The sequence below is a fragment of the Achromobacter sp. FW305-C-13 genome, assembly GCF_058783475.1.
On the sequence record NZ_JBYSYN010000002.1, the window covers coordinates 184,868 to 205,886 of the forward strand.

22 protein-coding genes are annotated in these 21,019 nt (G+C 64.8%); 9 read left to right on the forward strand and 13 right to left on the reverse strand.

The features are described from left to right. Positions 1-30: 30 nt before the first annotated feature. A complete protein-coding gene (gene nhaA / locus AC3WMU_RS12360) occupies positions 31-1,257 on the reverse strand; it encodes a Na+/H+ antiporter NhaA (protein ID WP_492282413.1) in 1,227 nt (408 codons plus the stop codon). A 319-nt stretch (positions 1,258-1,576) separates the two neighbouring features. Between nhaA and AC3WMU_RS12365 the strand changes: the two genes are divergently transcribed. Together AC3WMU_RS12365 and AC3WMU_RS12370 are read left to right on the forward strand one after the other, a co-directional pair. Next, positions 1,577-1,972: a hydrogenase gene (locus tag AC3WMU_RS12365; RefSeq protein ID WP_492282414.1), complete on the forward strand. Its 396-nt coding sequence runs from the start codon at positions 1,577-1,579 to the stop codon at positions 1,970-1,972. After that, complete coding sequence (locus AC3WMU_RS12370) at positions 1,953-3,107, forward strand: glycosyltransferase (protein WP_492282415.1); 1,155 nt, start codon at positions 1,953-1,955, stop codon at positions 3,105-3,107. The genes AC3WMU_RS12365 and AC3WMU_RS12370 overlap by 20 nt, the downstream gene beginning before the upstream one ends. A 28-nt stretch (positions 3,108-3,135) precedes the next feature. Here AC3WMU_RS12370 and AC3WMU_RS12375 read toward each other — a convergent pair whose 3' ends face one another. From AC3WMU_RS12375 to AC3WMU_RS12390, 4 genes are all read right to left on the reverse strand, one after another. After that, positions 3,136-3,600, reverse strand: a complete 465-nt coding sequence (locus tag AC3WMU_RS12375) for an HIT family protein (RefSeq protein ID WP_006224782.1) — start codon at positions 3,598-3,600, stop codon at positions 3,136-3,138. Beyond that, positions 3,597-4,046 (reverse strand): GNAT family N-acetyltransferase, encoded by a 450-nt coding sequence (locus AC3WMU_RS12380; protein ID WP_006224781.1) that lies wholly within the window; start codon positions 4,044-4,046, stop codon positions 3,597-3,599. Before AC3WMU_RS12380 ends, AC3WMU_RS12375 begins: the two co-directional genes overlap by 4 nt. 23 nt (positions 4,047-4,069) lie before the next feature. Then, the gene (gene pap / locus AC3WMU_RS12385) at positions 4,070-5,536 is read right to left on the reverse strand and encodes a polyphosphate:AMP phosphotransferase (RefSeq protein WP_006224780.1); all 1,467 of its coding nucleotides are present in this window, start codon (positions 5,534-5,536) and stop codon (positions 4,070-4,072) included. Between the two features lie 86 nt (positions 5,537-5,622). Continuing rightward, entirely contained in the window at positions 5,623-6,477 is an 855-nt protein-coding gene (locus AC3WMU_RS12390; protein ID WP_492282416.1) for an MBL fold metallo-hydrolase, read from the reverse strand. Between the two features lie 100 nt (positions 6,478-6,577). Between AC3WMU_RS12390 and AC3WMU_RS12395 the strand changes: the two genes are divergently transcribed. Genes AC3WMU_RS12395 through AC3WMU_RS12410 form a run of 4 tightly spaced genes read left to right on the forward strand, consistent with a single transcriptional unit; the run spans position 6,578 to position 9,028 of the window. Beyond that, positions 6,578-6,913, forward strand: coding sequence for an ArsR/SmtB family transcription factor (locus tag AC3WMU_RS12395; RefSeq protein WP_006224778.1), 336 nt, complete (start codon positions 6,578-6,580; stop codon positions 6,911-6,913). Continuing rightward, positions 6,910-7,341, forward strand: coding sequence for a YeeE/YedE family protein (locus tag AC3WMU_RS12400; protein WP_492282417.1), 432 nt, complete (start codon positions 6,910-6,912; stop codon positions 7,339-7,341). The genes AC3WMU_RS12395 and AC3WMU_RS12400 overlap by 4 nt, the downstream gene beginning before the upstream one ends. A 1-nt stretch (position 7,342) precedes the next feature. Continuing rightward, positions 7,343-7,762, forward strand: a complete 420-nt coding sequence (locus AC3WMU_RS12405) for a DUF6691 family protein (protein WP_006224776.1) — start codon at positions 7,343-7,345, stop codon at positions 7,760-7,762. 18 nt (positions 7,763-7,780) lie between these two features. Continuing rightward, the gene (locus AC3WMU_RS12410; RefSeq protein WP_492282418.1) at positions 7,781-9,028 is read left to right on the forward strand and encodes an NAD(P)/FAD-dependent oxidoreductase; all 1,248 of its coding nucleotides are present in this window, start codon (positions 7,781-7,783) and stop codon (positions 9,026-9,028) included. A gap of 7 nt (positions 9,029-9,035) precedes the next feature. On the opposite strand, the gene AC3WMU_RS12415 is transcribed toward AC3WMU_RS12410, so the two are convergent. From AC3WMU_RS12415 to AC3WMU_RS12445, 7 genes are all read right to left on the reverse strand, one after another. After that, entirely contained in the window at positions 9,036-10,304 is a 1,269-nt protein-coding gene (locus AC3WMU_RS12415) for a phenylacetate--CoA ligase family protein (protein ID WP_006224774.1), read from the reverse strand. A gap of 82 nt (positions 10,305-10,386) precedes the next feature. Then, positions 10,387-11,241, reverse strand: coding sequence for an ABC transporter ATP-binding protein (locus tag AC3WMU_RS12420; RefSeq protein WP_006224773.1), 855 nt, complete (start codon positions 11,239-11,241; stop codon positions 10,387-10,389). A 60-nt stretch (positions 11,242-11,301) separates the two neighbouring features. After that, positions 11,302-12,642 (reverse strand): ABC transporter substrate-binding protein, encoded by a 1,341-nt coding sequence (locus AC3WMU_RS12425; RefSeq protein WP_492282419.1) that lies wholly within the window; start codon positions 12,640-12,642, stop codon positions 11,302-11,304. Between the two features lie 138 nt (positions 12,643-12,780). Further along, positions 12,781-13,845, reverse strand: coding sequence for a branched-chain amino acid ABC transporter permease (locus AC3WMU_RS12430; RefSeq protein WP_006224771.1), 1,065 nt, complete (start codon positions 13,843-13,845; stop codon positions 12,781-12,783). A gap of 25 nt (positions 13,846-13,870) precedes the next feature. Continuing rightward, positions 13,871-14,800 carry a branched-chain amino acid ABC transporter permease gene (locus AC3WMU_RS12435; protein WP_006224770.1) on the reverse strand — a complete coding sequence of 310 codons (930 nt, stop codon included), beginning with the start codon at positions 14,798-14,800 and terminating at the stop codon, positions 13,871-13,873. Positions 14,801-14,811: 11 nt separating this feature from the next. Then, entirely contained in the window at positions 14,812-15,609 is a 798-nt protein-coding gene (locus AC3WMU_RS12440; protein ID WP_006224769.1) for an ABC transporter ATP-binding protein, read from the reverse strand. 5 nt (positions 15,610-15,614) lie between these two features. After that, positions 15,615-17,591, reverse strand: coding sequence for an AMP-dependent synthetase/ligase (locus tag AC3WMU_RS12445; protein ID WP_006224768.1), 1,977 nt, complete (start codon positions 17,589-17,591; stop codon positions 15,615-15,617). 169 nt (positions 17,592-17,760) lie between these two features. Between AC3WMU_RS12445 and AC3WMU_RS12450 the strand changes: the two genes are divergently transcribed. From AC3WMU_RS12450 to AC3WMU_RS12460, 3 genes are all read left to right on the forward strand, one after another. Continuing rightward, positions 17,761-18,468, forward strand: a complete 708-nt coding sequence (locus tag AC3WMU_RS12450) for a Crp/Fnr family transcriptional regulator (protein ID WP_006224767.1) — start codon at positions 17,761-17,763, stop codon at positions 18,466-18,468. Between the two features lie 66 nt (positions 18,469-18,534). Further along, positions 18,535-18,996: a MarR family winged helix-turn-helix transcriptional regulator gene (locus tag AC3WMU_RS12455; protein ID WP_088588677.1), complete on the forward strand. Its 462-nt coding sequence runs from the start codon at positions 18,535-18,537 to the stop codon at positions 18,994-18,996. A 163-nt stretch (positions 18,997-19,159) separates the two neighbouring features. Next, entirely contained in the window at positions 19,160-19,585 is a 426-nt protein-coding gene (locus AC3WMU_RS12460) for an organic hydroperoxide resistance protein (protein WP_492282420.1), read from the forward strand. Between the two features lie 711 nt (positions 19,586-20,296). Here the strand turns inward: AC3WMU_RS12460 and AC3WMU_RS12465 are convergent. Further along, positions 20,297-21,019, reverse strand: a complete 723-nt coding sequence (locus AC3WMU_RS12465; protein ID WP_006224764.1) for an ABC transporter ATP-binding protein — start codon at positions 21,017-21,019, stop codon at positions 20,297-20,299.

Below are 21,019 nucleotides of genomic sequence, written 5' to 3' on the forward strand. Positions count from 1 at the left end.
AATTCCAGATCGTCGGCGGCGGCGACTGGGTCAGCGAGGACTCATCTTGGCGGTTTCCGGCGGCTTGCCACTCAGGCGCAGCAGCAGGAATCCGGCCACCGCCGAAGCCAGCGAACCGGTCAGTACGCCGATCTTGGTGGCGTCTACGGTTGCCGCGTCGGTGAAGGCCAGCGCGCCGATGAAGAGGCTCATCGTGAAGCCGATGCCGCACAGCAGCGCCACGCCGTACAACTGCGTCAGCGACGCGTGGCGCGGCAGGCTGGCGACGCCGGTCTTGATGGCCAGCCACGCGAAGCCGAACACACCCAGTTGTTTGCCCAGGAACAGGCCTAGCGCCACGCCCAGCGGCACGGGCTGCGCCAGGCTGTCCAGCCCCATGCCGGCGAACGAGACGCCCGCGTTGGCAAAGCCGAACACCGGCACGATCAGCAGCGCCACGGGCTTGTGCAGCGCGTGTTCCAGGTCATGCAGCGGCGAATGCGCCTGCGGCTGGCCGGCATTGCGGGGTCGCAGCGGGATCGTCAGCGCCAGCGCGACCCCGGCCAGCGTGGCATGCACGCCGGACTTCAGCACGAAATACCAGAGCACGGCGCCGATCAGCAGGTAGGGGGTCAACCGCAGTACACCTGCACGGTTCAGGCAGAACAGGCAGGCCAGCAAGGCCCCCGCCATGATGAGCGCGAAGACTTTCAGTTGCGAGGTATAGAACAGCGCGATGATGACGATGGCGCCCAGGTCATCCAGGATCGCCAGTGCGGTCAGGAAGATTTTCAGCGAGGTCGGCACGCGGCTGCCCAGCAGCGCCAGGATGCCCAATGCGAAGGCGATGTCAGTGGCGGCGGGGATCGCCCAGCCGCGCAGGGTGTCGGGGTTGCCCAGGTTGACCAGCACGTAGATCAGTGCCGGCACCAGCATGCCGCCCAGCGCGGCGATGCCCGGCAGGACAATTCTTGCGGCGCCGCGCAATTGGCCATCCAGCACCTCGCGCTTGATCTCCAGACCCACCAGCAGGAAGAACACGGCCATCAGGCCGTCGTTGATCCAGTGCAGCACGGTTTCGCGCAGCATAACGGGCCCCGTGTGAAAGCCCAGTTTGGTGCCCAGTACCTCGAAGTAGAGGGGAGCGGCCGGGCTGTTGGCGATGATCAGGGCTGCTAGTGCTGCGACCATCAGCACATAGCCGCCCAGCGCTTCAGATTGCAGGAAAGCCTGGAGAAACGAGGGGCGGCGGGAATGAGCCGGAACCTGCTGGGTCACTGGGCCTCCTTGGTAATGTTTTGTTAAGATGTCAAATTCAAGCTGAATTTTAACTGAACAAAATTACAGTATTTGGCTTTGCAGTCTAACGTCGGCTATTTTCCATGAATTGTTGCAAAAATTAGCGGAATTGGAAAAAACCGAGGGCGTGGGCATTGCGGTCCCTACCGATGACTTCCATAGAGATTTCGACTAAATTCCGATCCGCGGTGCGTCGACACGTAATAAGTATTTCAGTCGATTTCTGAAACGGCTTTTTTCTTGAACATCTTGACCAGTTTGTGGCTAGCGATGCCGCCTGGCGACACCTGCTAGCTCCATGACCCTGCCTTCTCTATCGGTGCTGATCTACACGCCTGCCAAGCCCGGCGCCACGAGTCGTCTGGTCGATGTGGGCGAGGCGCTGGATCCGCCGGCCGCTCAGCCTGGGCATGGTCGCTATCACGTTAAGCGCTTGACGCCCAGCATGCGCCTTTTGACCTGGCAAAGCGAGGGGGCGCGCTTCGATTTTGCTCGCACAGGCGGTATCCGCGTGTGGACTGGCCGCGAATTGGCGGCGTCCGATTGCGTGAACGACTGCCAGGCGCAATCCGCGCTCCCGCTGGAGCCGGAGGACGTCGCCTACCTCGAAGCCTTCCTGCTGTGGCAGAACCGCAGCTGGAACGATCTCAACGCTGCTGAAGACTTGTCCGCCCATGATGCCCACACCCGCTGAACCGCATGCCGGCAACACCGGCGCCCGCCTGCGCATCCTGCACACCGAGGCGGCCACGTCGTTCGGCGGGCAGGAATTCTGCATCTACAAAGAGATGATCGCCATGCGCGAGCGCGGCCATCACCTGGAGCTGGTCTGCCAGCCCGGGGCCGAACTCGGAGACCGCCTGAGCGAGGCCGGCTTCACGGTGCACCGAATCGTCATGGACGGTGCGGGCAACTTCCTGCGCGGCGTGATGTTCATGCGGCGCCTGCTGCGGCGCGAGCGTTTCGACGTCGTGAACACCCACAGCCGCCGCGACACCGTGCTGGCCGCCATGGCTGCGCGCCTGGCCGGCACGCCGTTGATCGTGCGCACGCGGCATCTGGCCAAGCCCATCAATTCGCTCTACGCCTACACCTGGCTGGCGCATCGGGTGATCGCCGTCAGCCGCTACGTGCGCAAGCAATTGCTGGAGGGCGGCGCGCGGCCGGAGTCGGTCGCGACGATCCATTCGCCGGTCGTGTTGCCGCAGGTACGCGAAGGCGCTTGCGTGCGCGATGAGCTGGGGCTGCCCCCGGACGCGCTGGTGGTGGGCTGCGTTGCCGTGATGCGGGCCGAAAAGGGCCACGGCGATCTGATCGACGCATTCCATCTGGTTTGCTCCCGCTTCCCGTCGGCGCATCTGGTCCTGGTGGGCGACGGCATGCCCTTGTTCGACCAGTTGCAGGCGAAGGTGTCGGCGTTGGGGCTGATGGACCGGGTGCACTTCACCGGACGCCGGCACGATATCGGCAACGTGCTGATGGCTTTGGACGTATTTGCCTTGCCGACCCACCGGGAGGCCCTGGGCACGGTGTTCATCGAAGCCGCGGCGATGGGCGTGCCCGTCATCGGCACGGACGTGGGCGGCGTGCCGGAAACCATGCTGGCGGGCGAGACCGGGCTGCTGGTGCCGCCGCGCGATCCCGCCGCGCTGGCGGCGGCGCTGGAAACCCTGTTGGCGGACCCGGCCCTGCGCCGCCGCATGGGCGACGCGGGCCGCGAGCTGATCCGCGGCCAAGGCCTGTTTTCCGCCGAGCGCACCGCGGGCCAGGTGGAACACGCCTACACGCATTGGCTGGCCGAACTGGGCTGGCCCGTGCGCGTGGCCTGAGGGGTTATCTACCGGCGGGCGCCGGCGTTCAGTGCATGAGCAAGGCGTTCATCGCCTCGATCACGCGGTTGCGGTAACGCGGCAGCAGGGCCTGCGTACGGGCCTGCCGTTCGTGCCATTCCGCAGGCTCTGAACCGGCCGCAATGCGGGCCGCTGCCCAGATCGGGTCGGGGAAATGGCGGTCGCCGCGCCAGCGCGGAATTACATGCCAGTGCAGGTGCGGCACCATGTTGCCCAGCGACGCCAGATTGATCTTGTCCGGTGTCAGCACCGATTGCTGCGCTTCTTCCACCGCATACACGGCGCGCATCAGCAGATCGCGCCCGTGCGTGGACAGGCTGGTCATTTCCGCCAGGTGGGCGTTCCAGATCACACGCGTGAAGCCGGGATAGTCAGCATCGCCCACTTCGATCACGCGCAGGTGCGGGCCACGCCACAGCAGCGTGCCGCCGTCTTCCTGGCACAGGGGGCAGTTCGGGTCGCGAGCGCTCAAGCCATCACCTTGCGGTACTGAATGAAGCCGGAGCGGTCCGCGATGCGGTCGTACAGCTGCATCGCGGTCGCGTTGGTCTCGTGCGTCAGCCAGTACACGCGCGCGCAGTTGTTGGCGGCGGCCTGGGCGTAGACGTGTTCGATCAGCTTGCGGCCCGCACCCGTGCCGCGCACGTCCGGGTCCACGTACAGGTCCTGCAGATAACAGTAGTCGCCTGCGGTCCAGGTGGAGCGGTGGAAAATCCAGTGCACCATGCCGATGGCGCGGCCGCTGTCGTAGGCAAGCGCCGCGTGCATCGGCTCGGCGGGGTCCAGGAAGCGCGCCCAGGTGTTGCGGGTGACCGCGTCGTCGATGCTGACGCGGTAGAACTCCTGGTAGCCCTTCCACAGCGGCAGCCAGACTTCGAAGTCGGCAGCGACGATGGGGCGGATTTCGGCGGTACTCATGGCGCAGGGTCTCCTGTCGGGATTCAAAGTTGGTTTTCCATCGCTTCGACGACGTGCCGCAGCACTTGCAGCCGAGCGTAGCGCTTGTCGTTGGCGGACACCAGATGCCATGGCGCGTGCGCGATGTCGGTGCGGGCCAGCATCTCGTTGGTTGCGGCCGCGTATTCCTTCCATTTGTCGCGGTTGCGCCAGTCGTCTGGCGTGATCTTGAAATTCTTGAAGGGCGATTTCTCGCGTTCCTTGAAGCGTTCCAGCTGCACGTCGGCGGTCACGGCCAGCCAGAATTTCAGCACGATCGCGCCGCTGGCCGCCAGTTGTTCCTCGAAGTCGTTGATCTCGGCGTAGGCGCGGCGCCAGTGGGCGGGCGCGGTCAGCTTCTCGACGCGTTCGACCAGCACGCGGCCATACCAGGACCGGTCGAAGATCGCGACGCGGCCATGGCGCGGCAACTGGCGCCAGAAGCGCCACAGATAAGGGCGTGACAGTTCATAGCTGTTCGGGGCGGCGACCGGCGTAATGTCGAATTGCCGGGCGTCCAGCGCATGGGTCACGCGCCGGATGGCGCCGCCCTTGCCGGCGGCATCCTGCCCTTCGAACACCAGCACCAGCGAACGATCCTGGAATTTCTTGGACCGCGCGGCGCGGGCCAGCCGGCCTTGCAGCAGGCCGAGTTCGGACTCGTAGTCGCCCTTGTCGACGCGGGCTTCGTAATCCAGTTCGCCCAGGCGGTCGACAATGCGGGCGGGCGCGGAATGCGCCAGGAACGATTGCGGAATGCGGGGCACGCCGCGCTGGCGCATTGCCGCCAGTACCGCCTCGGCGGTGCGGGCCGACCGCAAGTTCTCGTCGGCGCTGGGAATGACTACCCAGGGCGCGTGGCCGCTGTCGGTGTGGTTCAGCACAACCTGGCCGCCTGCGCGGATGCGGTCGTACTTCTTGTAGACCTTCAAGTCGACGGGGCTGACCTGCCACGAGGTTTCGGGGCTGGCCAGGAGGCGCTCTGCCCGCTCCTTTTGCGCCTTGGCTGACAGGTGAAACCACAGTTTGACGATCTGCACGCCTTCGGCGGCCAGCATCGCTTCGAAGCGGCGGATCGCGGCGGATTGCGCCTCGATGGCGTCCTGGTTGGGCTTCTTGCGTGCCGATTCAATGATCAGCGGCGCATACCAGGACCCGAACACGATGCCCGTGCTGCCTTTGGGCGGCAGGTCTTTCCAGTAGCGCCAGAAAGGCGGCCGGTCCTGCTCGTCGCCTTCGGGCGGGCCGTAGGCCAGCGTCTTGATGTGGCGCGGGTCCATCCATTCGTTCAGCAGGTTGACCGTGGCGCCCTTGCCCGCGCCGTCGATCCCCGCCACTACGATCAGCAGCGTCTTTTCCGCCTTTTCAAGGCGCTGGTACTGCGCGTTCAGCAGGGCGACGCGCAGCCGCGCTTCCACCGGTTTGAATGCTTCCTTGGATAGGCTGGGGTCGGCTTCGGCTTCTGCGAACATGGGAAATCCGTCTGATCGGCAATCGGGAGATCGGCCGATCTTGCGGGATAAGCGCCCGGCGCGCAAGTGCGGCGCGGGCGCCCGAGTCAGAGCCCGTCGATGGGGATTTTCAGGTAGCGCACGCCGTTGTCCTCCGGAGGCGGGAAATGGCCGGCGCGGATGTTCACCTGGATGGCGGGCAGGATCAGGGTGGGCATGGACAGGGTGGCGTCGCGCCGGGTGCGCATGGCGACGAACTCGTCTTCGCTGACACCGTCATGCACATGGATGTTGGCGGCGCGCTGTTCGGCCACCGACGTCTGCCAGTGCGCTTCGCGCCCCGCCGGGGGGTAGTCGTGGCACATGAAGAGCCGCGTGCCGCCCGGCAGGCCCAGCAGCCGCTGGATCGATCGGTACAGCTGATGCGCGTCGCCGCCCGGGAAATCGCAGCGCGCGGTGCCCACATCCGGCATGAACATCGTGTCGCCCACGAAGGCGGCGTCGCCCACCAAATAGGCCATATCGGCCGGCGTGTGGCCGGGCACATGGATCGCGGTGGCTTCCAGCTTGCCGATGCGGAAGGTCTCGCCGTCGGTGAACAGGTGGCCGAACTGGGAGCCGTCCAGTTGGAACTCGGGTTCCAGGTTGAAGATCTGCTTGAACACGCCTTGCACGGCGCGGATGCTTTGCCCGATGGCGATGACCCCGCCCAACTGCCGCTGCAGATAGGGGGCGGCCGACAGATGGTCCGCATGGGCGTGGGTTTCCAGCAGCCATTGGGTGGTCAGCCCCGCTTGGCGCACAAAAGCCGCCACGGCGTCCGCGCTGGCGGTGCTGCTGCGCCCGGATTTGGGGTCGTAGTCCAGCACCGAATCGATGATGGCGCAGGCGCTGCCGTCGTGCACGACGTAGGTGACGGTAGCGGTGACGGGATCGAAAAAGGCTTGGATGTGAGGATTCATGGCCGCCAGCAGCTAACAATATATATATTTAAATAATATTGTTTGATAATTTATCAGTCAATATAATGATCCGCGACTATCCGACCTGCCAATACGCCTTATGAATGCCGCCCTGACTGATTGCGAACTTGCCGTCTTGCGCGAATCCGCCGCCCAGGCCTGCGCGCTGCTCAAGGCGCTGGCCAACGAAGACCGCTTGCTGCTGCTGTGCCAACTGGTGCAGAACGAACGCAACGTAAGTGAACTGGAATCGCTGACCGGCATCCGCCAACCGACCTTGTCCCAACAATTGGGCGTGCTGCGCGACGAAGGGCTCGTTACGACGCGCCGCGACGGCAAGTACGTCTACTACCAGATGGCCAGCTTCGAAGTCAGCCAGGTCATGAAGACGCTATCCAGTTTGTACTGCGGCCGCGCAATGGAGTCACTCGCGTGAATCCAGACTGGTCCGCCCTGACGCCGGCGTCGGCCACCGCAGGCGGCCTGTTGATCGGCGCCGCCGCCGTGCTGTTGATGGCCGGCGCGGGGCGCATCGCGGGTATCAGCGGCATCCTGGGCGGTTTGCTGCCGCCGCAGCGCGACGGCCTGTGGCGTGTGGCGTTCCTGCTGGGCTTGTGCGCGGCGCCCTGGTTGTACCAACTGGGTGCCGCGCTGCCGCCAGTTGCCGTCGAGGCCGGCACCCCGCGCCTGATCGTGGCGGGCCTGCTGGTGGGCATCGGCACGCGCTTCGCCTCGGGCTGCACCAGTGGTCATGGCGTCTGCGGCCTGTCGCGCGGGTCGCGGCGCTCGTTCGTGGCGACCGCCTTGTTCATGGCCGCGGGCTTTGCCACCGTCTACGCCATGCGACATCTGGCGGGAGGCTGATATGGCGGCGCTGATCGCCTTCGCCTCGGGCCTGGTCTTTGGACTGGGCCTGATCGTGTCCGGGATGGCCAATCCTGCCAAGGTGCTGGGTTTCCTGGATGTCGCCGGCGCCTGGGACCCGTCATTGGCTTTTGTGATGGGCGGCGCGGTGCTCGCCACGGCGGCGGGCTTCGCGGCGCTGCGAAGCCGACGCGCCAGCCTGTCGGGCGAGCCCCTGCGTTGGCCCACGGCCACTCGCATCGATCTGCGCCTGGCTGCGGGCAGCCTGGCGTTCGGCGCGGGCTGGGGGCTGGCGGGCTTCTGTCCGGGCCCCGCGCTGGTGGCTGCGTCGGCGGGCGTGACCGAGGCGCTGATCTTCGTGGCCGCGATGATTGTCGGCATGGGGGTATTCTCGGCGGTTGAACCATTCAAAAGCCGGTAACCCGGCGCGGAGACAAGCATGCCCCAGGTACAGTCAGCACCCGCCGCATCCGCCGATTTCGACGTCGTGGTGGTAGGAGGAGGCGCGGCAGGCATCGGCGTGACCGCCAGTTTGCTGCGGCGCCGGCCGGATTTGCGCATTGCCGTGATCGAACCCAGCGACAAGCATTATTACCAGCCGGCCTGGACGCTGGTGGGCGGCGGCGCGTTCGATGTGAAGAAGACCATGCGCCCGACCCGTTCGGTAATGCCGTCGCGGGCCACGTGGCTGCATACGTCGGCCGCGGGTTTCGAGCCGCAAGCGAACCGGGTGCGCCTGGCCGATGGCGGCAGTGTCACGTACCAGCAACTGATCGTATGCCCCGGCCTGCGGCTGGCCTGGGACAAGATCGACGGCCTGTCCGACGCGCTGGGCCAGAACGGGGTGACGTCCAACTATCGCTACGACCTGGCGCCCTACACCTGGGAACTGGTGCGGTCGATGAGGCAAGGGCAGGCGTTATTCACCCAACCGGCCATGCCGATCAAATGCGCGGGCGCGCCGCAAAAGGCGATGTATCTGGCCTGCGACCATTGGCGCCGGACCGGTGTGCTGGACCGCATGCATGTTGAATTCGATCTGGCGGGCGCGGCGCTGTTCGGCGTGCCCACGTTTGTGCCGCCGCTGATGCGCTATGTCGAGAGCTATGGCATCGACCTGGCGTTCAATTCCGCGCTGGTGGCCGTGGATGGGCCGGCGCGCAAGGCCTGGTTCGATGTGAAGGGCGCCGACGGCAGTGTGTCGCGCGTGGAGAAGTCTTTCGACATGCTGCACGCCGTGCCGCCGCAAATGCCGCATGACGTCGTGCGCGACAGCGCGCTGGCGGATGCGGCCGGCTGGTGCGAGGTTGACCCCGGCAGCCTGCGGCATGTGCGCTTTGACAACGTGTTCGGCCTGGGCGATGGCATCAGCACCAGCAACGCCAAGACGGCCGCCGCCGCGCGCAAGCAGATCGTCACCGTGGCCGAAAACCTGATCGCGGTGCGCGAAGGCCACGCCATGCCCGTCACGTACGACGGCTACGGCTCGTGCCCGCTGACGGTCGAGCGCGGCCGCATCGTGTTGGCCGAGTTCGGCTACGGCGGCAAGCTGCTGCCCACCTTCCCGCTGGACCCGACGGTGCCTCGCAAGAGCGCGTGGTTCCTGAAGGCCACGCTGTTGCCGTGGATCTACTGGAACGGCATGCTGCGCGGCCGCGAATGGCTGGCGCGGCCGCTGGGCAACTGAACCTGCGCTACTCGTAGGTGCGCACGTCGTCGATGACCTTGCCGTCGTTCGGCAGGCCGTCGGCGTCCACCCATTCCACGTCAGCGCGCAGCTTGGTCACGTCGCGCACGGATTCGGCGATGCGGTTGGACAGCTCTTCGCCGCGTACCCGCGAATCCACCTTCAGCACCATGCGGTCCGAACCGGTGCTGCCGCTGATGACGAGGCGGGCGCGCAGGATTTCAGGGTGGCGCCGCACCACGTCCGCGACCTGCGAGGGGTGAACGAACATGCCACGCACTTTGGTGGTCTGGTCCGCGCGCCCCATCCAGCCCTTGATGCGGGTGTTGGTGCGCCCGCAAGGCGAGACGCCGGGCATGACGGCCGACAGGTCGCCAGTGCCGAAACGCACCAGCGGATAGTCCGGGTTCAGCGTGGTGACGACTACTTCGCCGACCTCGCCGTCCGGCACGGGTTCACCGGTGCCGGGGCGCACGATTTCCACGATGATGTCTTCGCCCAGCACCAGCCCCTGGCGGGCAGGCGTCTCGAAGGCGATCATGCCCAGGTCGGCGCTGCCATAGGCCTGATAGCCTTCGATGCCGCGGGCCGCCAGCCAGTCGCGCAGCGACGGCGGAAAGGCTTCGCCCGACACCAGCGCGCGCCGCAGCGAATCCAGCTTCACGCCCAGTTCGTCGGATTTCTCGAGGATGATCTTCAGGAAACTGGGCGTGCCCGTGTAGCCGCTGGGCGCCAGGTCCTGAATGGCGCGCACCTGCTGTTCGGTCTGACCCGTGCCGCCGGGAAAGACCGTGCAGCCCACGGCGTGCGCCGCCGTCTCCATCATGGAGCCGGCCGGAGTGAAGTGGTAGGAAAAGCAGTTGTACGCCAGTTCCCCGGCGCGAAAGCCGGCCGCATACAGGGCACGCGCAAAGCGCCAGTAATCCGCGCGCGCGCTTTCCGGTTCGTAAATGGGGCCGGGCGAGGCGAAGACGCGCATCGCTTCGCCCCAGCCGATCGCGGAGAATCCGCCGAAGGCTTTGGCCGGGCCCGCAGGCGCCGCCGCATCGTCGCGGCTGTGCTGCTGGCGTTCCAGCAGTTCGTGCTTGCGCAGCACGGGCAGGCGGGCCAGCGCCGCCCGCGACGTGATGGTGGCGGGGTCAACGCCGCGCAGCTGTTCGGCGATTGCCGGGGCGCGCGCGATCGCTCGCGTAATCGCGCCGGGCAAGGCGGCCATCAGCTCGCGCTCGCGTTGCTCGGGCGCTCGGGTTTCCAGGACATCGAAAAACTCGGACATGGGATCGCACCCTCTCGTGTGCCGTACTGCGGTGTCGTTGCCGGCGGGGCGCCGGTCCACACCGGCGCTGCCGCTCCAGGGATCAGGCCAGCCAGCGTTTGCGGCGGCGGTAGAACTTGTTGTCGCGGAAACTCTTTCTTTCGCCGCTGGAAATGCCCAGGTAGAACTCTTTGACGTCCTCGTTCTGGGCCAGGTCCAGCGCGGCGCCGTCCATCATCACGCGCCCGTTTTCCAGGATGTAGCCGTAGTCGGCGTAGCGCAGCGCGATGTTGGTGTTCTGTTCAGCCAGCAGGAAGCTCACGCGTTCGCGCTGGTTCAGGTCGCGCACGATCTCGAAAATCTCTTCCACGATCTGCGGGGCCAGGCCCATGGACGGTTCGTCCAGCAGGATCATGTTGGGGTTGGCCATCAGCGCGCGGCCGATGGCGGTCATCTGCTGTTCGCCGCCCGACGTATAGCCGGATTGGCTCGCGCGGCGCTGCTTCAGGCGCGGGAAGTACTGGTAGACGCGTTCCAGCGCGGCCGCGGTATCGCCGCGGCTCATGCTGCGGGTGTAGGCGCCGGTCAACAGGTTCTCTTCGATGGTCAGGTGGGCAAAGCAATGCCGGCCTTCCATCACCTGCACGACGCCGCGCTTGACGAGTTCGGCCGGCGACAGCCGTTCGATGCGCTGGCCGCGGTATTGGATATGGCCCTTGGTGACGTCGCCGCGCTCGCCCTTGAGCAGGTTCGAGATGGCGCGCAAGGTCGTGGTCTTGCCCGCGCCGTTGGCGCCCAGCAACGCCACGATTTTGCCTTCTGGCACCTGCAGGGACACGCCCTTGAGCACCAGGATCACGTGGTTGTAGATCACCTCGATCCCGTTCACGTCGAGCAGCACGTTGGGCGCTTCGGCGGGGGAGGGGGCAATGGATGCAGCAGTTGTTGCAGCGGTCATGACGATTCCTGCGGCGTGGTGGCGGCGGACGCCGGCAAAGGCGCCCGCCGCCGGTTCACATCAGTTCTCGCAAGTGCGGGGCGTGATGTTCTTTTCCTTGGCGTACTTGGCCGCGGCTTCCTTGACCATCGGGTCCAGAATGGTCTTGTCGGCCTGATACCAGTCGGAGGCGACCTTGAACTTGGCGCCGTCCCACTGCACGATGCGGGCCCAGTCGTCACCCTTGTGGTTGCTGCACGAGGTCTTGACCGGGCGCATGATCTGGCCAAAGCCCAGCTTGTCCAGCTTCTCTTGCGTCAGGTTCAGGTTCTCGAAGCCCCAACGCACCTGGTCGGGCGTCAATGCCTTGCCTTTGCCGAACTTCTCTTGCGCCGTGCGGATCGCTTCCACCTGCAGCATCGAAATCATCATGCCGCGCGTGTGGGCGATGGTGCCCAGCGTGTTCTTGGCCGTCTTGTCCGAGCCCTGGCCCTTGTCGTAGACGAACTTCTTCAGGTCGTCATAGACCTTGTCGTGCTCGGCGCCGCTGTTGTGCACGGTGATGGCGTTGTAGCCCTTGGCAACATCGCCCAGGTCCTTCACGTCGCCTTCAGAGCCGGCCCACCAGATCGCGTACATCTTCTCGCGGGGGTAGCCGCTGGCCTGGGCTTCGCGGATGGCGGTCGGCGTCATGATGCCCGCGCTCCACAGCAACACATAGGCCGGACGCGCCTGGCGGATCTGCAGCCACGTGGACTTCTGTTCCACGCCCGGCGCCGTCACCGGATACAGCACCAGCTCGAAGCCTTCCTTGGCGGCGCGTTTCTGCAGCAGCGGGATCGGTTCCTTGCCGTAGGGCGAGTCGTGGTAGACCAGGGCGATCTTCTTGCCCTTGAGCTTGTCCATGCCGCCTTCTTTCTTGGCGATGTCCTGGATCATCACGTCGGCCGCGGTCCAGTACGTGCCCAGCAGCGGGAAGTTCCACTCGAAGACGCTGCCGTCCACCGACTGCGACAGGCCGTAGCCCATCGTTTCGACGGGCACCTTGTCGACCATGGCCTTGTCGCTGACCGCAAACGTGATGCCGGTGGACTGGGTGTCGAAGCCCGAAGCCCCCGTGCCCTTGCCCTTCAGGCGCTCATAGCACTCCACGCCGCGGTCAGTGGCGTAGGCGGTCTCGCACTCCTCGTACGTGATCTTGACGCCGTTGACGCCGCCATCGCGTTCGTTGACCAGCTTCAGGTAGTCCAGCTTGCCATCTGCCCAGGGAATGCCCAACGGCGCGAACGACCCGGTGCGATACACCAGCAACGGAACGAACTGCTCTTCGGCCGCCATTGCCGGCGTGGCCACGGCGCCGACGGCGCCGGCTGCGGCCACCAGGGCTGCCGCCAACTTCAGGTTAAGACGCTTCATCTCCATTTACCTCCTGCGTGGTGTTTGGGGCAGTAAACCCTGGGACACCGGGATTGGCCCGGTCTTGAGCCGGGTATTCAGGATGTGGGCCGCGGCACTTTTGCCGCCGCGGTCCGCAGAAATCAATGCGAAATCAAAATACGGTCAATGCGGGAACGGCCAGATGCGCAGCTTTTCTTTGCCAATGCTCCACAATCGCGCCAGCCCGTGCGGTTCGGCGATCAGGAAGAACACGATCAGCGCGCCGAACACCATGTGTTCGATGTGCGCGGCGGTGTCCACCGACAGCGGGATGCCGAGCGCGTGCGGGATGTTCGACAGCGCCACGGGTACCAGCACGATGAAGGCCGCGCCGAAGAAGCTGCCGATGATCGAACCCAGCCCGCCGATGATCACCATGAACAGCAGCTGGAACGAACGCGTCAGGTCGAACGCCAGCGGCTCCCACGAACCCAGGTGGATGTAGCCCCACAAGGCGCCGGCTACGCCGACGATGAACGAACTGACGGCGAACGCGGTGAGCTTGGCGTACATGGGCCGGATGCCGATGACGGAGGCGGCCACGTCCATGTCGCGGATCGCCATCCACTGGCGGCCGATGGCGCCGCGCACCAGGTTCTTGGCCAGCAGGCTGAAGATCACCACCAGGATCAGCACGAACAGGTACTTCTCCAGCGCGCTCTGCACGGGCAGGCCGAAGGCCGTCAGCGGCGGCACCGACACGTTGCCCGACGATGAGTAGTTGGTGAAGAACGGGATGCGCAGGAACGCCCAGTCCACGAAGAACTGCGCGGCCAGCGTGGCGACAGCCAGGTACAGGCCCCGGATGCGCAGGCTGGGGATGCCGAAGATCACGCCCACGATCGTGGCGAAGCAGCCGCCCAGCAGGATCTGGATGACCAGCGGCATGCCGGGAAAGCGCACGCCGAAGTTCCAGGCCGCATAGGCGCCCACCGCCATGAAGGCGCCGGTGCCCAGCGAGATCTGCCCGCAGTACCCGACCAGGATGTTCAAGCCCACGGCGGCCAGCGACAGGATCAGGAACGGGATCAGGATGGCGCGCAGCAGGTAGTCGGACGACAGCGCCGGCACGGCGATGAACGCCACGGCCAGCAGCAGCCAGATGAAGATGCGGTCCTGGCGGATCGGGAAGATCTGCTGGTCGGCCCGGTAGCTGGTCTTGAATTGGCCGTTTTCGCGATAGAACATGTTTTTATCCTAGAGGGCCTGGTGGTTACACGCGGTCGATGATCTTCTCGCCGAACAGCCCTTGCGGACGGAACAGCAGGAACACCAGCGCCAGCACATAGGCGAACCAGATTTCGATACCGCCGCCCACGAGCGACCCCAGGTAGACCTCGGACAGTTTTTCCCCCACGCCGATGATCAGGCCGCCCAGGATGGCGCCCGGCACCGAGGTCAGGCCGCCCAGGATCACCACCGGCAATGCGCGCAGCGCCGCGGTGGACAGCGTGAACTGCACGCCGAACTTCGACCCCCAGATGATGCCGGCCACCAGCGCGACCAGGCCCGCCACGCACCACACGATCACCCAGATGCGGTTCAGCGGGATGCCGATGGATTGCGCGGCCTGGTGGTCGTCGGCCACCGCGCGCAGCGCGCGGCCGGTCGAGGTGTATTGGAAGAACAGCGCCAGCACGGCCACCAGCAGGGCGGCGATGACGGCGGCCGTCAGGTCTTCCAGGTTGATGAGCAGCCCGCCTTCGAAGACGGTGTCCAGGATCATCATCGGATCCTTGGGCATACCCACGTTGATGGAATACACCGAGCTGCCGAACGTGATCTGGCCCAGGCCGTCCAGGAAATAGCTGATGCCCAGCGTGGCCATCAACAGGGTCGTGGCTTCCTGGTTGACCAGGTGGCGCAGCACGAAGCGTTCGATGGCCACGGCCAAGAGGAACATCACCATGGCGCTGACGATGAACGCCAGCACGTTGGCCAGGATCATGTTGTCAAAGCCAAGCCAGCGCGGTATCCATTCCGAAAAACGCGCCATGGACAGCGCGGCGACCAGCACCATCGCGCCCTGCGCGAAGTTGAAGACGCCCGACGCCTTGAAGATCAGGACGAAGCCCAGGCCGATCAGCGCATACATCATGCCGCTCATCAGGCCGCCGAATAAGGTCTCTAGAAAAAATCCCATGTCTGTTCGCCTTAGTGCGAGACGCCGAGGTAGGCGCGGATGACGTCTTCATTCGCACGGACTTCGTCCGGACGCCCGTCGCCGATCTTCTTGCCGTAGTCCAGCACCACCACGCGGTCCGAGATATCCATGACCACGCCCATGTCGTGCTCGATCAGCACGATGGTCGTGCCGAATTCGTCGTTCACATCCAGGATGAAGCGGCTCATGTCCTGCTTTTCCTCGATGTTCATGCCGGCCATCGGCTCGTCCAGCAGCAAGAGGCGCGGCTCCATCGCCAACGCGCGGCCCAGGTCCACACGCTTTTGCAGGCCGTAGGGCAGGCGGCCGACGGGCGTCTTGCGATAGGCCTGGATCTCCAGGAAGTCGACGATGTTCTCGACGAATTCGCGGTGCTGCGTCTCTTCGCGCTCGGCTGGCCCCAACCGGAAGGCTTGCGACAGCAGCCCGCACTTCATGCGCAGGTTGCGGCCGGTCATGATGTTGTCCAGCACGCTCATGCCTTTGAACAAGGCCAGGTTCTGGAATGTGCGCGCGATGCCCATTTCGGCGGCGCGGCGCGGGTTCATCTTCGAGAAGCGCTCGCCCCGGAACGCGATGCCGCCTTGCTGCGGCGTGTAGACGCCGTTGATGACGTTCAGCATCGAACTCTTGCCCGCGCCGTTGGGGCCGATGATGGCGCGGATCTCGTGCTCGCGCACATTGAAGGAAATGTCCGTCAGCGCTTTGACGCCGCCAAAGGACAAGGAGATGTTCTGCATGTCCAGCATGACGTCGCCGATACGCTGGTCGCGGTCGTTGTTGCTCATGATCTCTACGCGGCCTTGGCAGTGATGGCGGGGAACGTCTTGACGGGGCGGATCTTCAGGTCGGCCGAGATCTTGCCGGAGCGTCCGTCTTCGAACTTCACTTCGGTCTCGATGAACTGCGATTGCTTGCCGCCGAACAGGGCGTCGATCAGCACGCCGTACTTTTGCGCGATGAAGGCGCGGCGCACCTTGCGCGTGCGGGTCAGTTCGTCGTCGTCCGGGTCCAGTTCCTTGTGCAGGATCAGAAAGCGGCTGACCTGTGAGGCCGACAGCTTCGGGTCGGTGGCCAGGTCGGCATTGACCTGTTCCACGCATTCCGCGATCAGCTGATAGACCTCGTCCTTGGCCGCCAGGTCGGTATAGCCGGCGTAGGGCAGCCCGCGGCGTTCGGCCCAGTTGCCCACGGCTTCCAGATCGATGTTGATGAAGGCGCAGACATCTTCGCGATCCGCGCCGAAGGCCACGGCTTCCTTGATGTGCGGGAAGAACTTGAGCTTGTTTTCGATGTACTTGGGCGCAAACAGGCTGCCGTTGGCCAGCTTGCCCACGTCTTTGGCGCGGTCGATGATCTTCAACTGGCCGTCGGTGTCCAGGTAGCCGGCGTCGCCGGTATGGAACCACCCGTCGGCGCTGCGTGCTTCGGCCGTCGCGTCCGGATTGCGGTAGTACTCCTTGAAGAGGCCCGGACTCTTGACGAGGATCTCGCCGTTGTCCGCCACCCGGATCTCCACGCCGGCCACCGGCGGGCCGACGGTATCGTCGCGCACGTGGCCGTCGGGCTGCACGCAAACGAACACGGACGTTTCGGTCGAACCGTACAGCTGCTTCAGGTTGATGCCGATGGAGCGGTAGAAGACGAACAGGTCGGGGCCGATGGCCTCGCCCGCGGTGTAGGCCACGCGCACGCGGCTCATGCCCAGCGCGTTGCGCAAGGGGCCGTAGATCAGCACGTTGCCCAGCGCATAGCGCAGGCGGTCCCAGGCGTTGACGGATTCGCCGTCCAGGATCTTGGTGCCCACCCGGCGCGCCAGGTTCATGCAGGCGCCGAACAGCTTGCGTTTGATGAAACCCGCGTCTTCCATGCGGATCATCACATGCGTCAGCAGGCCTTCCAGCACGCGCGGCGGCGCGAAGTAGTAGGTGGGGCCGATGTCGCGCATGTCGATCGACACGGTGTCCGGCGATTCGGGATGGTTCACAGTAAAGCCCGTGACCAGCAGCTGCGTATACGAGAACATATTCTGGCCGATCCACGCGGGCGGCAGATAGGCCAGCACGTCTTCCTGGTCGGTCAGCTTCTCCATGTCGGACACGGCGCGTGCGCGGTCGATCAACGCGTGGTGGGTCAGCACCACGCCTTTGGGCTTGCCCGTGGTGCCCGAGGTATAGAACATGGCGGCCGGGTCGTGCGGCTGCACGGCGGCGATGGCGCGGTCCAGGTAGTCGGCGTGCTGGGCGGCGTATTCCTGGCCCAGCGTCTCCAGCTTCTCATAAGACAGCAGCATGGGGTCCGCGTAATGGCGCAGGCCGCGCGGATCGTCGAACACCACGTGCTTCAACGCCGGGCACTGCTCGCGCACTTCCAGCATCTTGTCGACCTGTTCCTGGTCTTCCACGACGGCCACGCTGATCTCGGCGTCTTGCAGCACGTAGACCATTTCTTGCGCGACGGCATCCTGGTAGAGCGGCACGGGGATTGCGCCCAGCGACTGCGCGGCCATCATCGCCATATACAGGCGCGGACGGTTTTCACCGATGACAGCGACGTGCATGCCGGGCCGGATGCCCAACGAGGCAAGGCCGTTCGCCACGTGCCGGACATGTTCGGCCACGTCGGACCACGTAAGGGTTTGCCAGATCCCCAGATCTTTCTCACGTATCGCGGGCCGCGACCCACGAACTTTGGCATGCGCGAACAGCAGCGCTGGAAAGGTGTCCAGCGCCGCCGGCACCTGTGCAGATGCGGGCGATGAATGTGCCACGTTGTCTCCTCCGGTTTGGGCACATCGCGCCAGGGGTCCGCGGGAGCGGCAGTGGCGATGAAGGGCTTGACCAGTTGGTTTTAGATTTACGGCAGGAGTTAAGGTATAAGGTTGGGTTGCTACCAACTGTCACCATCGCGACATTCAAGGAACTTTTAGGGTATTCCCGATGCAGCTAGCCGACTCCCTGCAACTCGCCGCGGCCTGGTTCCGTTTGCTCAACGCCGAACAGCAAACGCGCGTCGAGCGGGACCTGACTGTGCAGCAAGCCGTTGCCGGATCGATCATAGAGCGCAAAGGTGAACTCGCCCAGGCATGGATTGGCGTATTGGCCGGATTGGTCAAGGTGTCGGTCGGCAATGCGGAAGGCAAGGTCGCGTCGCTGACCGGCGTGCCCGCCGGCGGCTGGATCGGCGAAGGCTCGTTGCTCAAGCGCGAGGTCCGCAAGTACGACATCGTCGCACTGCGCGATTCGGTGGTGGCGCGCTTGCCGGCTCCTACTTTCGATTGGCTGCTGGACACCAGCATCCCGTTCAACCGTTATCTGCTCCATCAACTGAACGAGCGCGTGGCGCAGTTCATCGGCAAGGCGGAGTACGACCGCCTGCTGGATCCGGATGCGCGCGTGGCCCGCTGCCTGGCCGAGCTCTTCAACCCTTTGCTGTATCCCGGCATGGGGATGCGCCTGACCATTACGCAAGAAGAAGTCGGCTATCTGGCCCGGGTGTCGCGCCAGCGCGCGAACCAGGCGCTGCGCAAGCTGGAAGAGGCGGGTCTCTTGAACGTGGAGTACGGCGCCGTGCGCGTGCTGGATCTTGACGGCCTGAAACTGTACGGCTCCGACCGCAGCGCGGTCGAGGGCGAACAGGCGCTCTGAGCGGGTGCAGATTTCTTTTTGAAAAAAGCGCTTGACGTTAAATAGCGCGCTATTTAATATTGCGCAATGAAATCCAGACCCAAACCGAAAGGCGCTTTCAACCCGCTGCTGCTGGACAGCCAGCTGTGTTTCGCCCTGTACTCGACCTCGCTGGCGATGAACAAGGTGTACCGCAAGCTGCTGCGCGGTCTGGACCTGACCTATCCACAGTACCTGGTGATGCTGGTGCTATGGGAGGGCGACGAGATAACGGTGACGGATATCGGCGACCGCCTGTTCCTGGATTCCGCGACGCTCACGCCGTTGCTCAAGCGCCTGGAGGCCGCAGGCCTGGTCAGCCGCAAGCGCGCCGTGGACGACGAGCGCCAAGTGATCGTGTCGCTGACCAAGCAAGGCCGCGACCTGCGCGAGCAGGCCCAAACCGTGCCCCACGCCATCGCCGGTGCAGCACAATGCACCCTGGACGAGGCGCAGGGCATGATGAAGACGCTGCACGCGCTGCGGGAAAAGCTGGCCGACAGTATTTGAAGTGAGGGGTGACGCGCGCCGTCATCCGCTTAAATAAATAGTGCACTATATAATTGTGTGCTATTAATATAGTCAGCAGGTTTGCATGTCATCGGTAAGCGCCAGAGCGGGAGGGCCCGCCCGGCGAGGCAGTTCAACTTTCATCCTACAAAGGAAACACACCATGTCTATCGAAAAAGTCCTCTACCGCGCCAATGCCACCGCAACCGGCGGCCGCGAAGGCCGTGGCGTCAGCGATGACGGCAACTTCGACGTCAAGCTGACCACGCCGCGCGAACTGGGCGGCGCAGGCGCAGCCGGCACCAATCCGGAACAACTGTTTGCCGTGGGCTATTCCGCCTGCTTCCTGGGCGCCATGAAGTTCGTCGGCGGCCGCGACAAGATCGCCATTCCGTCGGACGTGTCGGTGAACGGCATCGTCGGCATCGGCCCGATCCCCACGGGCTTCGGCATCGAAGTCGAATTGAAGATCTCGCTGCCCGGTATGGAGCGCGAGTTGGCCGAGAAGCTGGTAGCCGCGGCGCATATCGTTTGCCCTTACTCGAATGCGACGCGTGGCAATATTGATGTGACGTTGACGATTGTCTGATCGTCGGGTTTTTTAGGGCGCGTGGGTGGGCTTTGTAGGTCGCCCGCCGACTGCGGCCGCCCGGGCGGCGCGCAATCGGCATACGCGCTTCTGGGCGTCGTGGCGATGCTCGCTTGCGCGCCACCCGTCTCTCGCAGTCGCCGTAGGATGGGTGGAGCGCGGCAAATCCGTCACAGGAACGATGCTAGACATCGCGCGCAACCCATCGTGCCGTTATTGATTGATGATGAAAGCGATGTCCGGCATGCGTCGATGATGGGTTACGTGCGGCATGCTGCGGTCTTCGTAGCTAGACTCGAACGCACTCCACCCATCCTACGAAAAACAGCAATACGCACGCACCACACGCGAAGCGGCAGCACCCCGACGCAAGACTTCGCGTAAGCCCCATGAGGCCGCCCGCGCGGCCGGCATGGGGCGGGCCCCGCAAGACCCTCCACCAAACCCCACCATTGATGCGAAGCCAAAGAAAACCATTCGCCCCAGCTGCGGTGGAATGTCAGCTTCCAGAGCCTGTCGTGTCGGTGGCCTGCGGGATGCGGGGAGTCGATAAGCCCGAGGGAATCTGAAGGCGGTTGCCGTAGGCAACAACGAAGATGACGAAGGGGAAGTCCGGAGCGAAGGCTCCGGACCGCAATCGTTGACCCGCGTCCCGCAGGCCACCGGCGCGTCAGGCGTCTTAAGAACCTCGCCCCAGCAAATCAAACCCCTCTAATGCCCACCCCCCAGATAAGCCGCCACCACCGCCGGATCATCCCGTAACTTCTCCGCGCTCCCATGCACGGAAATCCGCCCGTTCTCCAGCACATACCCATAGTCCGCCACATTCAACGCCGCCGCCGCGAACTGTTCCACCAGCAGCATCGTCACGCCCTCGTCCTTTAACCGCGCAATGATCCGGAACACTTCCTCAACCAGGATCGGCGCCAGCCCCATCGACGGTTCGTCCAGCAGCACCAGTTCAGGATTCAGCATCACCGCGCGCGCCATTGCCAGCATCTGCTGCTCACCCCCCGACAGCGTGCCGGCCAATTGCTCGCGGCGTTCCTTCAGCCGCGGGAACAGGTCCATGGCGCGCCCCAGGTCGGCCTGCACGTCGCCCTTGGGGCGGCTGCCGGTCAGGCGGGGGAAAGCCCCCAACAGCAGGTTGTCGGTCACCGACAGCGTCGGGAAGACCCGACGACCCTCCGGCGAATGGGCCAGGCCCAATCGTGCGATGCGGTGGGACTCCAGGCCGTCAATGCGCTTGCCGCTTAGCGTGACCTCGCCCGCGGTCGGGCGGATCATGCCGGACAGTGCACGCATCGTCGTGGTCTTGCCGGCGCCGTTCGAGCCGATCAGCGTCACGACCTTCGCCTTCGGCACCTCCATGCTGATGCCGTGCAGCACCTTCACCTTGCCGTAACCCGCTTCCAGATTCTTGATCGATAGCAT

Bases quoted from the DNA above. Each gene is read 5' to 3' on its own strand.
- AC3WMU_RS12365 (WP_492282414.1), top strand. From the start codon at position 1,577: ATGACCCTGCCTTCTCTATCGGTGCTGATCTACACGCCTGCCAAGCCC.
- AC3WMU_RS12370 (WP_492282415.1), top strand. From the start codon at position 1,953: ATGATGCCCACACCCGCTGAACCGCATGCCGGCAACACCGGCGCCCGC.
- AC3WMU_RS12380 (WP_006224781.1), bottom strand. From the start codon at position 4,046: ATGAGTACCGCCGAAATCCGCCCCATCGTCGCTGCCGACTTCGAAGTC.
- pap (WP_006224780.1), bottom strand. From the start codon at position 5,536: ATGTTCGCAGAAGCCGAAGCCGACCCCAGCCTATCCAAGGAAGCATTC.
- AC3WMU_RS12390 (WP_492282416.1), bottom strand. From the start codon at position 6,477: ATGAATCCTCACATCCAAGCCTTTTTCGATCCCGTCACCGCTACCGTC.
- AC3WMU_RS12395 (WP_006224778.1), top strand. From the start codon at position 6,578: ATGAATGCCGCCCTGACTGATTGCGAACTTGCCGTCTTGCGCGAATCC.
- AC3WMU_RS12405 (WP_006224776.1), top strand. From the start codon at position 7,343: ATGGCGGCGCTGATCGCCTTCGCCTCGGGCCTGGTCTTTGGACTGGGC.
- AC3WMU_RS12410 (WP_492282418.1), top strand. From the start codon at position 7,781: ATGCCCCAGGTACAGTCAGCACCCGCCGCATCCGCCGATTTCGACGTC.
- AC3WMU_RS12415 (WP_006224774.1), bottom strand. From the start codon at position 10,304: ATGTCCGAGTTTTTCGATGTCCTGGAAACCCGAGCGCCCGAGCAACGC.
- AC3WMU_RS12420 (WP_006224773.1), bottom strand. From the start codon at position 11,241: ATGACCGCTGCAACAACTGCTGCATCCATTGCCCCCTCCCCCGCCGAA.
- AC3WMU_RS12425 (WP_492282419.1), bottom strand. From the start codon at position 12,642: ATGGAGATGAAGCGTCTTAACCTGAAGTTGGCGGCAGCCCTGGTGGCC.
- AC3WMU_RS12430 (WP_006224771.1), bottom strand. From the start codon at position 13,845: ATGTTCTATCGCGAAAACGGCCAATTCAAGACCAGCTACCGGGCCGAC.
- AC3WMU_RS12435 (WP_006224770.1), bottom strand. From the start codon at position 14,800: ATGGGATTTTTTCTAGAGACCTTATTCGGCGGCCTGATGAGCGGCATG.
- AC3WMU_RS12440 (WP_006224769.1), bottom strand. From the start codon at position 15,609: ATGAGCAACAACGACCGCGACCAGCGTATCGGCGACGTCATGCTGGAC.
- AC3WMU_RS12450 (WP_006224767.1), top strand. From the start codon at position 17,761: ATGCAGCTAGCCGACTCCCTGCAACTCGCCGCGGCCTGGTTCCGTTTG.
- AC3WMU_RS12455 (WP_088588677.1), top strand. From the start codon at position 18,535: ATGAAATCCAGACCCAAACCGAAAGGCGCTTTCAACCCGCTGCTGCTG.
- AC3WMU_RS12460 (WP_492282420.1), top strand. From the start codon at position 19,160: ATGTCTATCGAAAAAGTCCTCTACCGCGCCAATGCCACCGCAACCGGC.
- AC3WMU_RS12465 (WP_006224764.1), bottom strand. From the start codon at position 21,019: ATGCTATCGATCAAGAATCTGGAAGCGGGTTACGGCAAGGTGAAGGTG.